The organism is Hyphomonas sp., from assembly GCF_017792385.1.
Lineage (GTDB): Bacteria > Pseudomonadota > Alphaproteobacteria > Caulobacterales > Hyphomonadaceae > Hyphomonas.
Map to the genome: position 1 here is coordinate 2,979,619 of NZ_CP051230.1, position 17,504 is coordinate 2,997,122.

At 60.0% G+C, this 17,504-nt stretch carries 15 protein-coding genes; 6 read left to right on the forward strand and 9 right to left on the reverse strand.

What is annotated here, in order from left to right:
• Positions 1 to 81: 81 nt before the first annotated feature.
• The 8 genes from HF955_RS14495 to HF955_RS14530 form a co-directional block, all read right to left on the reverse strand.
• Entirely contained in the window at positions 82 to 2,019 is a 1,938-nt protein-coding gene (locus tag HF955_RS14495) for a DUF3363 domain-containing protein (RefSeq protein ID WP_291076037.1), read from the reverse strand.
• Positions 2,016 to 2,744, reverse strand: a complete 729-nt coding sequence (locus HF955_RS18470) for a S26 family signal peptidase (RefSeq protein WP_367279741.1) — start codon at positions 2,742 to 2,744, stop codon at positions 2,016 to 2,018. The genes HF955_RS14495 and HF955_RS18470 overlap by 4 nt, the downstream gene beginning before the upstream one ends.
• Positions 2,701 to 2,955: a helix-turn-helix domain-containing protein gene (locus tag HF955_RS14505; RefSeq protein ID WP_291076040.1), complete on the reverse strand. Its 255-nt coding sequence runs from the start codon at positions 2,953 to 2,955 to the stop codon at positions 2,701 to 2,703. Before HF955_RS14505 ends, HF955_RS18470 begins: the two co-directional genes overlap by 44 nt.
• 228 nt (positions 2,956 to 3,183) lie before the next feature.
• Positions 3,184 to 3,507 carry a DUF736 domain-containing protein gene (locus HF955_RS14510; protein ID WP_291076042.1) on the reverse strand — a complete coding sequence of 108 codons (324 nt, stop codon included), beginning with the start codon at positions 3,505 to 3,507 and terminating at the stop codon, positions 3,184 to 3,186.
• A 455-nt stretch (positions 3,508 to 3,962) separates the two neighbouring features.
• Positions 3,963 to 5,732, reverse strand: coding sequence for a ParB N-terminal domain-containing protein (locus HF955_RS14515; protein ID WP_291076044.1), 1,770 nt, complete (start codon positions 5,730 to 5,732; stop codon positions 3,963 to 3,965).
• A gap of 1 nt (position 5,733) precedes the next feature.
• Positions 5,734 to 5,964: a hypothetical protein gene (locus HF955_RS14520; protein ID WP_291076046.1), complete on the reverse strand. Its 231-nt coding sequence runs from the start codon at positions 5,962 to 5,964 to the stop codon at positions 5,734 to 5,736.
• A complete protein-coding gene (locus tag HF955_RS14525) occupies positions 5,961 to 6,524 on the reverse strand; it encodes an antirestriction protein ArdA (RefSeq protein ID WP_291076047.1) in 564 nt (187 codons plus the stop codon). The genes HF955_RS14520 and HF955_RS14525 overlap by 4 nt, the downstream gene beginning before the upstream one ends.
• 277 nt (positions 6,525 to 6,801) lie before the next feature.
• A complete protein-coding gene (locus HF955_RS14530) occupies positions 6,802 to 9,258 on the reverse strand; it encodes a hypothetical protein (RefSeq protein WP_291076049.1) in 2,457 nt (818 codons plus the stop codon).
• Positions 9,259 to 9,467: 209 nt separating this feature from the next.
• Here HF955_RS14530 and HF955_RS14535 point away from each other — a divergent pair, with 209 nt between their 5' ends.
• Positions 9,468 to 9,917: a GNAT family acetyltransferase gene (locus HF955_RS14535; RefSeq protein WP_291076051.1), complete on the forward strand. Its 450-nt coding sequence runs from the start codon at positions 9,468 to 9,470 to the stop codon at positions 9,915 to 9,917.
• A gap of 247 nt (positions 9,918 to 10,164) precedes the next feature.
• Here the strand turns inward: HF955_RS14535 and HF955_RS14540 are convergent, their stop codons facing one another.
• On the reverse strand, positions 10,165 to 11,004 hold the full coding sequence (locus HF955_RS14540) for a DUF2285 domain-containing protein (protein ID WP_291076053.1): 840 nt from the start codon (positions 11,002 to 11,004) through the stop codon (positions 10,165 to 10,167).
• A 121-nt stretch (positions 11,005 to 11,125) separates the two neighbouring features.
• Between HF955_RS14540 and HF955_RS14545 the strand changes: the two genes are divergently transcribed.
• The 5 genes from HF955_RS14545 to HF955_RS14565 all read left to right on the forward strand — a co-directional run bounded on the left by HF955_RS14545 (position 11,126) and on the right by HF955_RS14565 (position 17,460).
• A complete protein-coding gene (locus HF955_RS14545) occupies positions 11,126 to 11,824 on the forward strand; it encodes an SOS response-associated peptidase family protein (protein ID WP_291076056.1) in 699 nt (232 codons plus the stop codon).
• A 147-nt stretch (positions 11,825 to 11,971) separates the two neighbouring features.
• Positions 11,972 to 12,577, forward strand: a complete 606-nt coding sequence (locus HF955_RS14550) for an RNA polymerase sigma factor (RefSeq protein ID WP_291076057.1) — start codon at positions 11,972 to 11,974, stop codon at positions 12,575 to 12,577.
• A gap of 9 nt (positions 12,578 to 12,586) precedes the next feature.
• A complete protein-coding gene (locus HF955_RS14555; protein WP_291076058.1) occupies positions 12,587 to 13,582 on the forward strand; it encodes a FecR domain-containing protein in 996 nt (331 codons plus the stop codon).
• A gap of 142 nt (positions 13,583 to 13,724) precedes the next feature.
• Positions 13,725 to 16,148, forward strand: a complete 2,424-nt coding sequence (locus tag HF955_RS14560; RefSeq protein WP_291076060.1) for a TonB-dependent receptor — start codon at positions 13,725 to 13,727, stop codon at positions 16,146 to 16,148.
• A 13-nt stretch (positions 16,149 to 16,161) separates the two neighbouring features.
• Positions 16,162 to 17,460 (forward strand): aminotransferase class V-fold PLP-dependent enzyme, encoded by a 1,299-nt coding sequence (locus tag HF955_RS14565; protein ID WP_291076062.1) that lies wholly within the window; start codon positions 16,162 to 16,164, stop codon positions 17,458 to 17,460.
• The last annotated feature ends 44 nt before the right edge of the window (positions 17,461 to 17,504 follow it).

Consider the following 17,504-nt stretch of genomic DNA (forward strand, 5'->3'; position numbering starts at 1 on the left):
TGGAGTTTATCAATTTAGGGTCGTTAGCTTCATACCAAGAGGGAGAGTCTTCACTCAAGTCTAGGTTTTCTTTTTGCGCCATCATGATTCACGTATCCTAGACCTACTTAACGACCATTGAATTGAAGCACGCGAACGGTTGAGCTCGACCCATCTGCCGACCCAATTCAATTTCTGGCCGGATGCCGGAACGAGCACAAAGCCGTCTTTTCCTTCAATCACAGCAAATCGGCCTTGAGCCAGATCGACGTGCCGCGAATAGGTCCCTGAAAATTCACTCCAGCTTTCCGGATACGCAAAAGATAGTCCTATGCGAGCGCCTTCTGTCTTCATCGCCTTCTCAAGTTCAGCTCGCTTGAGACGCTCAGCATCGTTAGCGGTAAGCCCACTGTTTTGATCCAGCGCATAGCCCTCGCTTCGCAACCAAACCTTTCGAATACCGAGGGACATTCGAATTTCGTCCGCGAATGGACCCGTTGCGCGATCCAGTACTTCGGTGTCCATCCGATCAAGCCAAGTCTCTGCATGTCGTTCAGTAAGCGCTCTGATCGGCAGCCAGGAGCGAACATCGACAGCCAGACCTTGCTTTCTCGCATCGGCCTGCAACACACGCTCGTCGAAGTCGTTTGGAATGGCCCAGGTGCCATCGGTATTTCTATCAACAACACCTAGCCTTCTCAGCGCCTCTAGCCGACGCTTATGCGCGAGACGGAATGTCGGCGAACTCGATGGATCGGACTGTTGATGCAGCTCCTCCGAATACACCCCGCCATTTCGCTCAGCGATCGCTGCAATCGTCCGGTCCGCAGGCTTCGGCTCCACTGCCTTTCGCCCCACCGAAACAATCCCTCCCGGTTTCGGCAATTGAACCGCTTCCTGCTCGGTCATTTCTATTGACCAGACTCGCCCATCGAGCCCTTCGATCAGTGCCGTCGTTCCGTTCCGCAGTTCATCACCCGGCAAGGTGGCTGCGAGCCGTCCCAGGATATCGCCAGCGGAGTTCAAATCACGGGGCAGGGCATACAGACGCGACGCATCGATTTTCCAGCCTTCAAGGTTGGCCAGCGTTCGGATTATGTCCCCACGTCTGCCCAGCGCCCGCAGCGTATCCTGCCAGCCCTCTTTCAACGTCCAACGGCCGTCATCCTGTCGCTTCGCAAGATCGAGCGTCTCCAGGAACCGCAATCGCCGTTTAACGACCGCGCTGTCAAACCTCACCAATCCGCCCCGTTCAGTCTCCGGCGTGTAACGTCCATCGGTCAGCGAACAGGCAATGTCATGATCAATTGCCGTCAATGCTTCTTGCTCGGCCTCCTTCGACCTCGCCGCCGCCATTTCCCTGAGCCGCCTCTGACCAAGCTCAATCGTCACCAGCTCCTGCGCCCGCGCCCGAAATCCCTCCGTGATATACTTGCGGTCGATCAGCAGCTCGCCATTCCGGGTATTGCCGCCGCGGATCACGATATGAACATGCGGCTGCGCAGTGTCGTGATGATTGGCGGCCACCCAATCGAGCCGGCAGCCGAGATTCTTCTCGACCTGGCTCATGAACTCCCGCGTGAACCGTGTCAGATCCTTCATCTGGTCGGCATCTTCCGGCGAGACGATCAGCCGGAACTGCCGCCCGTCTCCGGACGCGCGTTTGTTGAACGCTTTCGCATCGGCCTCATCGACACTCCGGTCATAGAGCTTTCCGCGCTCGCCGTCGCGCCCGGCACCTTCCCGGCGGATGTAGGCGACATGCTTTGCAAAGCCCGCCGCGCCGCTTGGACCCGCCCGCGCAATATGCACCTTCACAATGACGCGCCGGGCCCGCTGGTTGGACCAGTGCCGGGCAAGGCCCGCCTGCACCTTGCCGCGTCCTGCGTAACGCACCGCGCCCGGTGCCAGGGATTTGCGTCCGCGTGTCCTAAGCCGCCCCTTCGCGACGACACGTTTCAGCCGCTTCAGCTGGGGCTTTGTCTTGCCCTGCGACCTGATCTTTCCAAGGCGCGGAACGAAGTCGAAATCGTCGCTCATTGCTCCAGGCGCGCAGCGGATTGCAAATCCGTGCACCCGTCCTCCGGAGCCGGGTCACATAGAAAAGGATGTGCAGACAATGGGGTAAGTGTCGCCGGGTGACACTCCCTTAATCTTGCCCTCCGGGACCCTGATGCCATTCCTGACCCGCTTTCCACCGTTTCGACGTCCGCCTGATGCTCAGCCGTCCGTTTGCCATAGGTCCAGATGGGCCTTGCGACCCCCAGAATGTGCGCGCGATGCTGCGCACCAAAGTATCGTCCATCCACCGAACGGGGATGGTCATTCAGCAGAAAGACATCTCCGGTCTGAAGTGCCCGGCAGCCCTGCCAGGCGGGCAGGGCGCTGCCGGTTCGCAGTGTTTCAAGGGCGTCGGCGACGTGCGAACCGTTGACAAATATCTCCGGCCCGCACCGGCAAATCTCATTTCCGTCAACACCTGCAACATGCTTGAGGAGCGGCCAGTCCGAGCCAACAAGTCTCTCATTATCGAGCCATCTCCGGACCTCGTCTGGCGGCTGGAAGACGACCAGATCCCCCTTCGAAACAGGCGCTGACCGATCGACAAAATAGAGCCCCCTGGGCACGCTCTTCGTTCGGTTCCAGACAAGATTCGTTCGGTCGATGAAGCTTGCCGCAAGCATCAGGCTGAGGCCGCAACCCATGGCAAGAAGCGGGCCTCTAGGAGTCATCCCGCAAACCGGTTCCCATGAACCGGCGGCCATTCGTGTAGGCGATGATGTCCTTGCCGCGATACCAGACCTTGGCGCCGATCTTGTGATACACTGGACCGGTGCCGAGAGAGCGCATGTTGACCAGGGTCTTCGGTTTGAGGCCAAGATGGCCGGCGGTTTCATCCGTATTCAGCCATTGCGTGGGGACCGGAAGGTCCCGGCGCGGCCGCAGGCCGTTACCATCATCAAACGAGTTCGTCATCGTGCCGGATCTCCTCTTGCTGGCGCCATTCTGCGCCTGCACAGAGTGCCGGTTCCATCTTGCTGCGTGAGTGTCGAAGTCGCCGCCGGCGCGCGCGACACCGCTGCGCCTGCGGCTCATCCGGTACGGTTTCGCGTCCGTCCTGCCTGGCCCGGGCCGCACCTCCAACATGGAAAAAGCCGCTCCGGCACAAATGTCCGGAGCGGCTGGAGGGAGGTCTGGCCGGGCCTAGTCGCGCGGGTTCCAGAGGATCACGTGCCGGCCCTTGCGGCCCTTGACCGGGGCGAGGTTCGCGAAGATGCGGCGGGGACCGATCTGCGGGTCGGCGAGGGTGAGCGAGACATAATCGCGTCCCGATGCTTTCGCCTTGCGCATCCAGCCTCCGCCAATCTCGGTCGAGGTTTCTCCGGCATAGATGCGGTAGTCCGGCTGGCCGTCTTCGGTCTTTTCCGCATTCTTCTCGATGCGGATCGCTGCTGACAGGTTCATCATTGCGAGATGGCCTTCAAAGCCGGATTTGGTCTCGCTGACATAGCCGAGTGCGTTTGCCATGGGGGTCTCCTTTTCGTTCCTTGGCTAAGTCTCCGGGGACCCCTTGTCCCCGTCGACGCCGGACCGCCCGGACGGGCTGGTCTGGTCCTGAACCGCCTTGCGGGCGCAGCGAAGCGGAGCACCGGACGGGCGGAGAATTTTGGTGCGCGAGGAAGGCGTGGAACACGCCGGGGAAAATTCTTCGTCTGTCCGGTTTCAGGGCCGGGTCAGTTCGTCCAGGTCATGAAGGCAAAGACGGGAGCAAGGGGGCCGAGACATGCCTGCCGGACAAGAAATCAGATCTCACTGCCTGCATCCCGTCAGTGTCATTCGAGACCTCAAGACGCGCGATTATTCTGAAAGCATTTGGCAAAGGCCCAGGCATCAATGCCGCATCGCTAAACCGAAAATGCGCGAAGCCGCACGGTGCCACACACCGGACGGCCCCATAATGCTGCTGAACAGGAGACGAATGCTCAGGCACCACCCTGTTGCGGTTCAGGCGTCTCATCGGGCGTGGCGACCGTCTCCGCTTCGAACAGTCCCGCGACCCGTGTCCACGCATCGGCAGGTGGGGACCCGGCCCCCTCGACAAGGCGCGTCGGCGGTACCTGCATCCAGCCCGGCCGCCAGTCAGGATTGGCCTTGCAACCCTCCCCGCTGATCCGGTTCGCCAGCAATTGCTTCTGCGCCTTGCCCGTGTCGGTGCGGCAGGATTCTGCGAGCGATGGAGTGGCAATATCGCCAATCATCGCATTGATGGCGCGTTTGTCCTTGGTGAGATCGAAGAAGGCCTCGTCAGGCGACCACGCTGCTGACAAATCGGTGCCACAGACATGCAGCACGGCTTCGACAATGCCATTCCCGGCTTCCAGTGTGCGGGCAATGACATTGGCCAGCACCTTCAACACATCCTCGTCCGACATGGCCAGCAGCGCCGAAAAAAGCTCGCACAGGCGATAGTCATCCCCGTTCCGGCGAAAGGCGGGATTGACGTTCAGGGATCTGAACAGCGCGTCGGTCTCCTGCGTCGTCCCGGCAAGTGCTGCGACAGACAGCGAGCCTTCCACGCTTGCCTGTGTTTCATCCTTGCGGGCTCGGAGCTCGAACGGCCGGACATCCCAGAGCGTGCTTCCGGCCATCGCATGCGCGGCCATCAGGCGGAGCGCAATCTCAGGCGATGCGGCAAGGCTCGCCTGCGCGGCTGCATGGCGATGGAGCAGGATGTATTCGGCAAGCGGGCCGGACATTTCCGGGCGGATCGCTGCGGGCGCGGCGTCGATATCGCCCTTCGCAGACTGCTGCCGTTTGCGAGCCTCAGCGGAGGTCAGCTGTCCCTCGTGGAACTGTACCGTGCCGTCATGGCGGATTTCCACAAAGACCTTCCCGCCATCTTCCATGGCGCACTGGACATGGTCCCAGCGATGGAAGTAGGCGCCGCGGTCCAGGCAGATGACATCGCTCCAGCCGTCTGACCTGTAGGCATCGATCCGCTCGGAAATCGCCACTGATTGGGCTTGCCAGAACTGGTCTGCGTCAGCGAATACGCCATGTTCGCCGAACAGGTCGGCGGTGACCTGTCCGGGATAGGTGTCGAGATCGAACAGCGCCTTGTCGCTCGTTATGGTCGTCCCACCGGTGATCCAAGCCTTGCAGGACCTGCCCATTGGCGCGCGTTCGGTCTCGCTCTCGAAAAGACGAAGCCATTCAGCCTGCTGGCCGGGCGTCGCAAGCGTCAGCGCGCGGATCGTTTCCCGGTCGATCTCGTCCTTTGCATAGAGGTCCCGGATCGGCGCAGCAAGCGAGGCCAGAGCAAGCACACGCCGGACCAGAAGCAGGGTCACTCCGAAGAAATCGGCTATCTCTTCCAGCGGCTGACCGGCTTCATGCAGGCGTTTGAAGGCGATGTATTGCTCCATTTCCGTGGCGGGCAGGCGCGCCACATTCTCGATCAGGGAGGCAGATATCGCGCTGGCGGCATCGCTTTCCGGCATGATGGCGCAGGGCACGCGCGGGTTCGTGCCGGTCTCCCTGGCGATTTCCTTGAGGGCGAAGAAGCGGCGGCGTCCGGCAATGATGCCATAGGCCTGCCCCTCGCGCCGCACCAGCAGGGTCTGGCGCACGCCGCTCTCGCGAATGGAGGGCAGGAGGTCGGACACGTCAGGCTTGCGGCGTCCATGACGCATGTTCAGTTTCGAAATGCGCAGCGCGTCCAGCGGGATGTGTTTCAGTTCTGTCTCGGCCATGTCAGGTCTCCGTCTCTGGCGGGTAGAGGGACAGGCCCAGCTTCCATACGGACTGTCTCCATCTGATTTTCGTGAATGCGTGACCGTCCCGGTCGCGCGAGGGATGCGGGTCGCTCTCGCCCCAATCATAATCGTGCAGGATGATGTCCGGCTCGCATGCACCGATACGGATATCGGTGATCCGGCCCTCGATCACGGTCAGGATCAGGCAGGGGCGGGGCAGGATGCTCATTGCGACCAGAAGACGTGCAAGGCGTCGATCCCGGTCCGGAGTGTCATGATGTCGCCGGATAGTTCCATGTCCCGGCCGAGCGCCTGCCAGTCAATATAGGGCTGAAGCGCTTGCGGGATGTTGGTGCCGGTCTCGCGATGGAGGCTTTCGGCAAACTCGCCGAGCGAGCCATACTGGCCCGCATGATCCTCGAAGGCCGCACGCGCCGCAGCGAGATCGCCGGCAAAATGCCGGTGCAGGCACGCGCCAAGACGGCCATGCGCCCGGATGAATTCCGCCAGATCACAGACGGTCTGAAACCCTGCATATTCGGCAATCTCGGCGCCTTCAAAGCCTTCATGATCATGGATCGCCCATTCCTCGGCATCCGGCACCGGGCTCGACGCCAGCATGGCGCGGACCGCCTGCATGATCTCGCGCGGCTTCGTGGCCGGTATCCAGCACCCATGCAAATGGCCGTGATTGTAGGCCGCCAGACAGGCGACATAGATGCGCGGGGAATTTTCAGCCGGGGGCACGGGGGTCACCGCAAGAGGAACTGCCGGGTCTGGTCTGGTCATGGGTCAAGCCTCGTCTGCCCGCCCAAATTCCCTCCCGCATCAGGCGGGGGTGGGCGGCGAGACTGCCGGCAGGCCGGACCCATAGCCGGTTGGGCAAGGCGGCAAGGTAGGGTGTTTCCCATCCATTCGGACGCTGCTCGTCCCGGCGCCTTGCGCAAGCGGCGGGTCCGGGCAGTCCGGTCGTCCGCCCACCCCCGTCTGCCTGCGCATGGAATTGCCGTAGTCGAGCCAAGCAATGGCCGTGCGTTCCAGAATGCCCTATGAGTTCACAGCTTGATCATTGCGGAGAATTTGAGCGGGATTGGCGAAGGTTACCGATCATAGGCGACAAGCTTTCAGCCAGTTGTTTTCGGACAGCTTTGTCCTTCGAATACCGACGGCGGTCCAAATTGATTTTCAGGATCTGGTAGTCGTTTCCGTGGGCTCGCGGCGGCATAGCGTCGACAACTGCCCTCAACTCCTTCATCATGTCTGGACCATGCTCTCCAAATGGGCTGTCCAGATCTTCAGCGAGGGACGAAACTACTGCATCCCCCAGGAGCAGAAATGCCTTTTCATAGTGATCGGCTCGTAACTCAGATCGACCTGCTTCAGCCTTGTTGCGATAGCACCGTGCCAATTTCAGTTTTGCGCCGACGATGTCTTCCGGTCTGCCGCGCATTTTATAATGCTCTAGCAGCCCAGTGAACAAAAGCTCGGCCGTTGCGAGCGCTTCGACATCTCTTGTGGCCTCTCCCAGCCGTCGATGTGCTTCCGCTGCATGCTGGTAGTCATATAGAAGTCCGGGATCAAACGAATGCCGTCGGTCTATCCTCAAGGCGTCTCCATAACCGGCAGCTGATCTCCGGAATCGCACCAAAATTTCATTAGTGAGCTGATGGTCATCATTGTGCTCGCTGAGTCGAATTCCCCATCGCAGGTTCAATTGAGCCAGTCTAAGCAAACTCTCTTGATGCCAGAATTCATTTGTTGTTCCATCAAGTTTCTTGATGGCACGAGATAGCCTTTGTGCCGCAGTTTCAAATATCTCGTTGTAGTTTTCTGCTTTCGAGGCAACGAAAACGTCTAGTCGAACCTGATAAAGTAAACATTCGTGACGAACATGGGATCTATGGGATAGTTGGGCATGTCTCATGATCATTTTGAGATTAGCCTCTAACTTGTCTATTTCCTGTCGATCGGGCCAGGTATCTGCGCTCTCCCACTTCTTTATGACCAACTTTGCGTAATTCAGGCCAAATACAAAGTAATCGTCAGGGAATGTCTTTGGATCGCATGTGGATCTGCAAATGTTCAGAATATCTGTTGCTCTTTCCAGTGATTTAGCGTCTCCGGTCATGGAGAACAGGGCTTCATTTACAACCGCAAGCAAATTCGTTGCCTCCAGAACGAGGCTGGTACTTGATTTCAATCTTCTCATCTCTTTGATTAGATTGAACAAACATTTTTCGGTTTTCTGCAGAAGTTCAGTATTCTGTTGCAGGCGCGCGTGCTGGGCTTTCGAGGACAGGAATATAAGCTGAGCATGAACCGGAGCCATTCCTCCATAGAGCGCATTGCTCTCGTCTGCAATTTTGGCAGCTTCTTTGGTATAAGCTTGACGAATTAATTCGGGAACGTCGAAGGAATCCGCGAATTGTTGCATCAACGCCGAGAGCTTCGCCAATGTCTCAGCTCGTTGGTGAGGACTTGATGAGGTCGTCCTTGCTCGATCTGCTTTTTCCAATGCAATTATTGCGGAAAGCCGGAATCTTGACACACCAAACTTGTTGGCGAGACCGGAGAGTTCAAAGCTTAATTCGGAAAGCCGAGGGAAAGTATATACTGAGCTGCCAGTCGCGGCATCCTGGATTAGAAATTCTATTTCCCGCTGAGCGTTCAAGCTGCCATGGCGGGCAAAACAGGTCAGTTGAGTGAGCGCCTCGTCAACTCGGCGAGAAGGCTCACCATCGCGTATGATGCGCCGAATTTCACGAAGGTCCTCACCAGTCCTTTGGCGCCGTATGATGTCTAGAATTTGAAACAGCGTAGTTAGTATGACGAGGTCCAAAAAGACTCGTAACGCAAGTTGGAGAAGCTTGCCAATCGGGCCACCAGGTGCCAATCCGCTTGGATTGTTCCAATCGAAGACTTCAGATACGTCGATGATTGGCAGGGCCATCAGCAATTCTCCTCCCACGAAAGCAGTGGATTGAGCATATGGAATGATTGCGTCGCCCTTGAGACTTGCCTCCACCTCTCCCAATCTCGAGAAACCAATTGTGAAGAATGCCATCAAAAAGATTAGTCCGAGCAACAACTCATTGCTGAGATCGCTTTTGTCAGACGTTGCCTTGTTTTGAGTTTCCCTCAATCGGCGGCCCGTTTCGTCCTTTTTCCATGCGCGATAGATGGCCAGTACAGACAACACTCCCAGTATCGTAGCCCACATTCCATACCAGTAGGGGGCGAACACGGCGATGAGAGTCCAAAGAAGAAACCAGGCCAGAAGCAGAGCCCAACGTTGCATGGCTGACGGCTTCCGGATTCCTGTAACAGGTGCAACTCGTTCAATCAGAAACCTGTCCGTGACCCGGAAAAATGTGATCAGCATGTTTCCCGTGAATCTGGAGCTAAAAAGGCGATAGACGACGATGACGACCATGCCGAAAGCAAATGTGCAGACCAAAGCCGCGATCGCGTCAACAAGCGTCTCGTCGACTTCGATGGAACCGATCAAACCATTCGGAAACATTTCCCACCCCCACGAGAAAGACGGATCCTTAAGGTAGGGCTGAGCTTTTCGCAAACTCAAGCCTTGATCGATTTAATTCTGGTTGGAAGGCACCTTTCTGAATTCAAGCTGGACGTCGTTTGGAGCGGGTGTACATGATCTCCCATCAACCCCCAGCGTTTTCGAACGCGTCTAGCCGGGACCGGGGAATCATCCCACCGGATTCTGGCATGACGCTCTATGTGAGAGATTATCGCGCCTCCGATAAGGACGCGCTGATCGGGTTGTGGCAGGCCTGCGACCTGCTGCGGCCGTGGAATGATCCAGCCGCTGACATCGCCCGCGCAATTGCCGCGAAGGACGCGACCCTTCTGGTTGGACATGAGGCGGGCGAACTCATTGCCAGCGTCATGACCGGATATGACGGCCATCGGGGCTGGGCCTACTATTTCGCTGTGGCGCCAGACCGGCGCAGCCGGGGCCATGGGCGGGAAATCATGGAAGAGGCCGGCCTCTGGCTTGCTGCGCGGGGCGCGCCGAAGATGGAATTGATGGTGCGAGAGGGGAATTTGGATGCACGAGCCTTCTATGCGAAGCTCGGCTTCGAGCGCCAGGCCGTCGATGTCTATGGCAAATGGCTGGTCGAGCCGGCTGGCGGGACGGCCCCCGATGAATACTGAGAGGGCCACGCGCCCGTGACCCCTCTGGCCGCGAGGCCAGTGGGAAGCACGCCGCGCGGCCCCGGGCCGGCGAGCCCCCGCAGCCCTTGCTGCCCCGGCCGGGGCGGCATGGGACCGGAGACGAAGCCGGGCAAGCCGGATGCCTGATACCGATCAGTCGGCCGGGGAGATCCGATGCGCCCCGCGTCAGCGGGCCCGGGGCGGGATGTTGCCCCTGGAGGCTGTTTGGGGCCCGTGAGCGGCCCGATCACAGTCGCCTGCGACCGGAGGCAGACGGCGCGAGCAATTCCCTGTAGCGGCCCTGGATGAGAGAGGCGGCGCGTTTGCGCGAACGGCGCACCGAATCCTTCATCGCGCGGTCGGGCCCGGCCCAGGCCGCTTCGGCCCGCGCGTGGCCATAGATGACATGCGCAGTCTGGCGCAGGGAGAGGCCTGCCAGCTGGCAGTCCCAGGCGATGAGCGCGTTGCGCAGGGCAAGCTGGGTCCTGGTCCAGGCAGGCAGATCCGGTTCCTGCTGGTCCGAGAAGACCCGGAATGCATCTTCCAGCAGGCGCACGCGCTGGGTAAGGGAGTCGACGCCGCTGATCATGAAGCCGAGCCTTACCGGATCTGAGGTCAGCAGCGAGCATCCCGTACACCTGACCTGCACGATATGGGGCCAGCCGCGCACCAGAAGGTGTTCACGTCCGGCAGAATCGACAAGGTGGACGAGATTGCAGCAGCTTTCGGCCCGTTGCCGGATTTCGCACGTCTCTCCGGGCATGGCGGGCGAGACATGCAGCTGGACCTGACGGGGAAATTGCGATCCCGACCAGAAAGCCTGGGCGTCATAGCCATTGGCTGCCGGATCGGGAAAAAAGGCGAGCCCCCAGCGATCGGCGGCGGTCTGGTCGGTCCGGGGCCGGATCAGCAATGTGTTCGGACATGCCTTGCGCACCGACAGCGTGCCGGCGGGTTCGCGGGCGGCATCGGCAAGAAACAGCCGGTTGCGGCGCAGGAATTCCCAGGCCCAGCGGCTGCGCGACAGGGTACGGGTATAGGCATAATCCTCGGCCCGGACCGGATAGGGTTCATGTTCTTCGGCCATGACAAAGCCTCCTTGGGGCCAGGGCCTTGCAAGATGGAATCCAAAATAAACTTAAACGAGAAAATTTCGTGCCGGCCCCTGCGTCTTTTCCCTGCCTGCCAGGCGTGCCAGACTGGCGCTCATGTGCGGAAAATTCAGGTATTTTGCGAATTGGGCAGAGATCCATGATTTCTCGCAGCCGCTGACGGCGCGTGCGAGCAATCTGCCCGAAGACATCGCCATGCCCATGGCGACTGCGCCGGTCCTGCATCTCGGGCCGGATGGGCAGCGCCGGGCCCGGCCAATGCGCTGGGGCTTTACCGGACTGCGCCAGGGCCGGCGCTTTCCCGAACACATCCATGCGCGCAATGACCGGCTGCAGGCCTCACAGCTCTGGCGGCCGCATTTCGAGGCAAGACGCGGGCTTCTCATCGTGACAAGCTTCAATGAGGGCGAGGAAATCCCGACCTTTCGCCCGGACCGCATCACCCCGACCGGCAAGACACGCACGCGGCAATGGACCATCCGGCCGAAAGACGGCCAGCGTCTCGCCATTGCCGTCCTCTATCGCGAGAGAGAGGACACCGGACCGGAATTCGTCATGTGCACGACCGGGGCCAATGAAGGCATTTCCCAATTCGTCACCGGCGATCCCGACAAGCGTATGGCGGCGGTCCTGCATCCCGAAAACCTGCCGACCTGGCTTGGCGAAGCAGGGGCGAGCCTCGACCAGATCCAGTCCGTCCTGATCCCGTTCGAAGACAATGGCAGCTGGCAGATGGAGCCCGAAGACCAGCGGTCAGCTCCCCTTGCAGATCCGCGACAAGGCAGCCTGTTCTGATCGGGTGATAGGGGACGAGTTGAACAGGAATTGCGAAGTTGCCGAGCGCGAAGAGGCGGGGCGGTTTGTAATATTTGTTTCAATCCTCCTTCATGAATTCGTCGCGTTGGTCCGCCAATAGCGCGAGCAGAGAGTTCAAGGCGCATCATGCAGGCAAAACCTTCCCGTTCCGATCATGCAGGTCCGCCGAACATCGTGTCAGATCCGGTCAGCATGACGCCGTCTGATGGCGAACCGGAGGACCTGGCCGACCGTGTCAGGTTCCTGAACCATCTCTTTCGCCAGCATTATGGTGAACTCGTCGGCCGGCTCCGGAAGATATATGGGGCGGGTCCGCCAGAACCGGAGGATATTGCCCAAGCGGCATTCTCGAAGCTTGCGGGCCTTGAAGAGGTCCGCCGGATCCGCTCGCCCCGTGCGTTTCTGTTCCGGACGGCGATCAATCTGGCGCTCAATTCCAATGACAAGGTCCGACGTGGACGAAACTTCGTCAGAAACTCGTTGAATGGAAATATTTCCCCGAATGTGGAAGAAATCTCGCCGGAAACTGTCTTAATGGGAAAGCAGGACCTCGAGCGGGTCGCGCGCGCGATCAGGCGTCTGACGCCGAAGCAGAGAGAGATCCTGTTGCGAACCAGGTTCAGGGGACAGACCTATGCGGAGATCCGGAAAGAGACAGGCTGGAGCGAGGCAGATATTTCGCGCCAACTCCACAATATCATGGCGCTGCTCCAGGCCGGGCTGGATGAATAGGTGGCTGCCATGAAGACACGCGGCACGCCTGTACCGACCGGATTACCCGACATCACGGCGCCAGACGCCGAGGCAAGTGCCTGGCTGGTCCATTTTGCTTCCGGACGGCATGATCCGGCTAAGGAGCAGGCCTTCGCCGCATGGCTCGACGCATCTCCCGATCATCGCGCCGCATTCCGCAGGGCGTCCCAATTATGGGACGGCATTGCCGAAATTGACGGTATCGAACACATGCTGGCCGGGCAGGATACTGTCCGCATTCCCCGGCAGCAGCGAACCCCGTCCCGGCGCGGTCTGCTGCTTGGGGGGCTTGCGGCAAGCCTTGCCTGTGCGGCGGGCACCGGCCTGCTGCTTCTTGGACCATCTGCTTCAGATCCGGTCTCTTTCTCTACTGCGCGGGGAGAGATCAGGACCTTCACCCTGACCGATGGCAGCAAAATCACGCTCGGTGGCGCGAGCCGGGTCGAGGGGCTTTTTTCAGATGCGGCCCGCGACCTTCGGCTTGTCAATGGGAATGCCTATTTCGACATTGCGCGTGATGAGCGCCGTCCGCTCAGCGTCAATGCCGGGCGGGTCCGGGTCCGCGTGCTTGGCACCCGGTTCGACATCAGGAAGCGGACCGGGCAGGTATCTGTCGCAGTCGAGCATGGACATGTCCGTGTCATGGCCGATGCCGCGGCGCGGGATTTGCGCGCCGGCGAGCGGATCGTGTCCGATGCTGCGTTGCCGCTCGGCGAGGTCGGGACCTTTGACGCCGACAGGGTTTTTTCCTGGAGAACGGGCCGCCTTTCTTTTGTCGACGCCCCGCTGCGCGACATTGTGGCGGACATGAACCAGTATAGCGACCTGCCGGTCAGACTGGCCCCGGGCGCGCCGGCAGAGATGCGGCTGACACTGTCTTTCCCGGTCGGGCAGATTGGCCAGGTCCTCGCGGGTCTGGATGCGGCCTATCCTCTCGATGTGCGCGAGAGCGATACAGAAATCGTGATCTTTGCGAGCCGCTGAGCCGGGCTGCGGTGAAGTTTTTATGAAGTTCGCAAGATCGCTGAAAGGCTCCGCCCCCTGATCTGTCTTCTCCCCGACCACGCAGATGCGTGGCGGCGGGTGTGAGGTTTCACCCCGCTTGGTTCATCATGAGGGGAAAGTCATGAAAACTTCGATCAACCTGCGCAAGGCGCTCGTCCTGACGGCGTCGGGCGCCGCTTTGTGTTCCTGCCATGTCGCGCTTGCACAATCTGCGACCGGCCCGGATGATGCCAGCATCCAGGAAACGGTCATCATCACAGGCACGCGCGGGGCTCCGCGCACCGCGTTTGACAGCCTGGCCCCGGTGGATGTCATTTCGCAGGAGGCTATTGACCTTACCGCTTCCGATGAAGTGATGGACACGCTCTCCCAGCTGGTGCCGTCCTTCAATGTCAAACGCCTGCCCATGGCGGATGGTCAGGTCTTCGTGCGTCCGGCGAGCCTGCGTTCGCTTTCGGCCGATCACACCCTGGTCCTCGTCAATGGCAAGCGCATGCACCGGTCGGCGCTGCTCGGCTCGAATGGCGCCCAGGCACCCGACCTTGCCCAGATCCCGTCCTATGCCATCAAGCAGATCGAGGTCTTGCGGGATGGCGCCTCGGCCCAATATGGTTCCGATGCCATTGCCGGCGTGATCAACATCATTCTCGATGACGAAGCCGGCACCAATGCCTTCGCCCAGGCTGGCCAGTATTATGAAGGGGATGGCGAACAATACCGGCTCGGCGTCCAACAGGGCTACCGGTTCGCAAATGGATTCCTCAACCTTTCCGGCGAATACACGGATGCCCAGCCTACCTCCCGCTCGCGCCAGCGCGCAGATGCGATCGCGCTTCAGGAGGCTTTTCCGGATCTCGACGTGGCTGATCCTGTCCAGAATTGGGGCCAGCCGGAACGCCAGGCCTACCGGTTCGCGCTCAATGGGGCGTATGAACTGGAAGGCGCTGAAGCCTATGTCTTCAGCACGTACGGGTTCGGGTCCGGCGTCACGGACTTCAATTGGCGCAATCCGTTGTCGACCAGCGCGTTCGGGGACAGCGCAATTGATCCGGATTATGATCTTTCGGCCATCTATCCGGCCGGCTTCACGCCGCGCTTTGGTCAGGACGACAATGATTTCTCGCTGACCGGCGGCCTGCGCAGCGATGATGAGGGCGTATTTTCCTATGATTTCAGCGCCGGATATGGCCGCAACCAGATCGAATATTTCATGTATGATTCGATCAATGCATCGCTCGGATCTGCCAGCCCGACCTCGTTCAACATCGGGACGCTGACCCAGACCGAATACAATCTGAATGCCGACTTCGTCTATCTGGCAAGCCTCGACATGCTCGCCGATGATCTGAGTTTTGCGTTTGGCGCAGAAAGCCGCAAGGAAGAATACTCCATCGGTCAGGGCGAATATGCCTCCTTTGCTGTCGGGCCCCTGGCAGTGGAAGGGTTCCCGTCCGGTTCGAACGGCTTTCCGGGATTCTCGCCGGACCAGTCCGGCGCCTCCGACCAGTCCAGCTATGCTGCCTATATCGACCTTGAAGCTCCGCTTACGGATCGCTGGACTCTTGGCGGCGCGGTGCGATACGAAGACTTCTCGGAGTTCGGAACCAGCACGACGGGCAAGGTCTCGACCCGGTTCGAACTGACCTCGGGCCTGGCCCTGCGCGCGACGGCCTCGACAGGCTTCCGCGCGCCGACGCCCGGCCAGCTCTTCTCCGAGCGAACCTATCAGGGCCTCGACACGACGACGCTGAACATCTTCACCAGCGGCCGGTTCAGCCCGCAGGGTGCCGTCGCCGAACTGATCAGCCAGCGGGACGATGCCAGCATCCTGCCGCTCGAACCGGAAGAATCGGAAAACATCACCGCAGGTCTCGCCTGGAATAGCGGGTTCGGCCTGACGGCGACACTCGATCTCTATCAGATCGACGTTTCCAACCGTCTCAGCACGTCGACGACATTCGCGGTGACCGATGCCGAACGCGCCGAACTTGCAGCGCTCGGCGTTGCCGGCGCAGAAGGCATCACTCGGGTCAATTTCTTCCAGAATGATTTCGACACGCGGACCAAGGGGCTGGATCTCGTCATGGCTTATGATTTCGGGTTCGGGCCCGGGGAGATGAGCCTGACCGGTGCCTACAATTACAACAAGACTGACGTCACCGGCGGGGATTTTGCGGCCAATACAAGTTCGGCGGACCGGTTCGAAAAGGGTATCCCGGAGCATACGGCAAACCTGCAGGCGAGCTATACACTCGGCAAATGGGACATGTTCGGGCGTATGCGGTATTATGGGGAATGGCGCGATTTCTCCGGCAATTCCACCGGCGACATTTTCCAGGACTTTGGAGCCATGGTCCTGTTCGACCTCGGCGCAACCTATCAGGTCAATGAGGCCCTGTCGGTCCGCCTCGGCGCGGAGAATGTGTTCGACCAGTATCCGGACGAGGCGACCTACCAGGCCAGCCGGGGACTGATCTATTCCCGCAACGCCCCCTATGACACCGATGGCGGCCAGTATTATCTCCGCTTCGATGTCAGCTTCTGATACGGGACAAAACATGGACGTCACCAGACGACTGGTCATGAAGGGCGCCGCTGCTGCAGCGGCGTCCTTTGCCTCACACCCCGCCCGGGCCGCTTTGCCGACCGAGGCCGGGGCAGAAGCGCGTTCGGTGCAGGAGATTGCACGGGATGAATCCTATTGGCGTCCGATCGCGGCGCAATATGAGGTGACACCGGACATTGTGAATTTCGAGAATGGCTATTGGGGCTTGATGGCAAAACCGGTGCTTGAGGCGTTTGTGCGCAACACGGACAGGATAAACCGGAACAATTCCTGGTATGCCCGGCGCGACTATCATGCCGAACTCGAGCCGGTCCATGCGCGCCTTGCCGCCTTCCTTGGAGCAGGCCGCGATGAGATCCTCTTCACCCGCAATGCCACCGAATCCCTGCAGACGCTGATTGAAGGCTACAACCGGCTGAAACCGGGCGATGCCGTCATGTATTGCGATCTCGACTACGATTCGATCCAGGCCGCGATGGCCAGCAAGGCCGAGCGCGAAGGCGCCGGGATCGTCCGGATCGATATTCCCGAGCCGGTCACCCATGATCAGCTGATCGAGACCTACCGTGAGGCGCTCGCTTCCCATCCCGACGTTCGCCTGCTGCTGCTGACCCATATCAGCCACCGGACCGGCCTGATGATTCCCGTGCGCGAGATCGTTGCGATGGCGCGGGAATACGGCGTGGATTGTATTGTCGACGCCGCCCATTCATGGGGGCAGATCGATTTCAACATTGACGATCTCGGCGCCGATTTCATCGGCTTCAACCTTCACAAATGGATCGGCGCACCGATTGGCGCAGGCCTGATATATATCCGGCGGGACCGGCTGGCAGATATCTCGCCGGATATCTCCGAGCGACCGGACGGTGTTGGCCGGATCCAGCACCGGATCCATACAGGGACCACGAATTTCGCGACGTTTCTGACACTCGCAGATGCGCTTGACTTCCATGAACGGGTTGGTCCTCAACGCAAGGCCGCCCGGCTGGTCTATTTGCGCGATCTCTGGGCCGAGGAGATGCGCAATGATACGCGTATCGAAATCCTGACGCCGCCCGATCCGCGCCTGCACGCGGCGATCACCTCGTTTCGTTTCAGGAACCGGATCTCGGTCGAGGACAATCAGGCAATCGTGAAAGCGTTGGCCGACACGTATGGGATTTTCACCGTCCATCGCGGCGGTGTGGCCCGGGGGGCCTGTGTGCGGGTGACGCCTGCGCTCTACAATACGCCGGATCAGTGCCTGAGACTGGTCCAGGCGTTGCGCAGCCTCCTCGCGGAGGGATGAGCGCCGGCTATCGGGCCGAGTGCGGCATTTCGGCGTCACCCCGC

Bases quoted from the DNA above. Each gene is read 5' to 3' on its own strand.
- HF955_RS14495 (WP_291076037.1), bottom strand. From the start codon at position 2,019: ATGAGCGACGATTTCGACTTCGTTCCGCGCCTTGGAAAGATCAGGTCG.
- HF955_RS18470 (WP_367279741.1), bottom strand. From the start codon at position 2,744: ATGGCCGCCGGTTCATGGGAACCGGTTTGCGGGATGACTCCTAGAGGC.
- HF955_RS14505 (WP_291076040.1), bottom strand. From the start codon at position 2,955: ATGACGAACTCGTTTGATGATGGTAACGGCCTGCGGCCGCGCCGGGAC.
- HF955_RS14510 (WP_291076042.1), bottom strand. From the start codon at position 3,507: ATGGCAAACGCACTCGGCTATGTCAGCGAGACCAAATCCGGCTTTGAA.
- HF955_RS14515 (WP_291076044.1), bottom strand. From the start codon at position 5,732: ATGGCCGAGACAGAACTGAAACACATCCCGCTGGACGCGCTGCGCATT.
- HF955_RS14520 (WP_291076046.1), bottom strand. From the start codon at position 5,964: ATGAGCATCCTGCCCCGCCCCTGCCTGATCCTGACCGTGATCGAGGGC.
- HF955_RS14525 (WP_291076047.1), bottom strand. From the start codon at position 6,524: ATGACCAGACCAGACCCGGCAGTTCCTCTTGCGGTGACCCCCGTGCCC.
- HF955_RS14530 (WP_291076049.1), bottom strand. From the start codon at position 9,258: ATGTTTCCGAATGGTTTGATCGGTTCCATCGAAGTCGACGAGACGCTT.
- HF955_RS14535 (WP_291076051.1), top strand. From the start codon at position 9,468: ATGACGCTCTATGTGAGAGATTATCGCGCCTCCGATAAGGACGCGCTG.
- HF955_RS14540 (WP_291076053.1), bottom strand. From the start codon at position 11,004: ATGGCCGAAGAACATGAACCCTATCCGGTCCGGGCCGAGGATTATGCC.
- HF955_RS14545 (WP_291076056.1), top strand. From the start codon at position 11,126: ATGTGCGGAAAATTCAGGTATTTTGCGAATTGGGCAGAGATCCATGAT.
- HF955_RS14550 (WP_291076057.1), top strand. From the start codon at position 11,972: ATGCAGGCAAAACCTTCCCGTTCCGATCATGCAGGTCCGCCGAACATC.
- HF955_RS14555 (WP_291076058.1), top strand. From the start codon at position 12,587: ATGAAGACACGCGGCACGCCTGTACCGACCGGATTACCCGACATCACG.
- HF955_RS14560 (WP_291076060.1), top strand. From the start codon at position 13,725: ATGAAAACTTCGATCAACCTGCGCAAGGCGCTCGTCCTGACGGCGTCG.
- HF955_RS14565 (WP_291076062.1), top strand. From the start codon at position 16,162: ATGGACGTCACCAGACGACTGGTCATGAAGGGCGCCGCTGCTGCAGCG.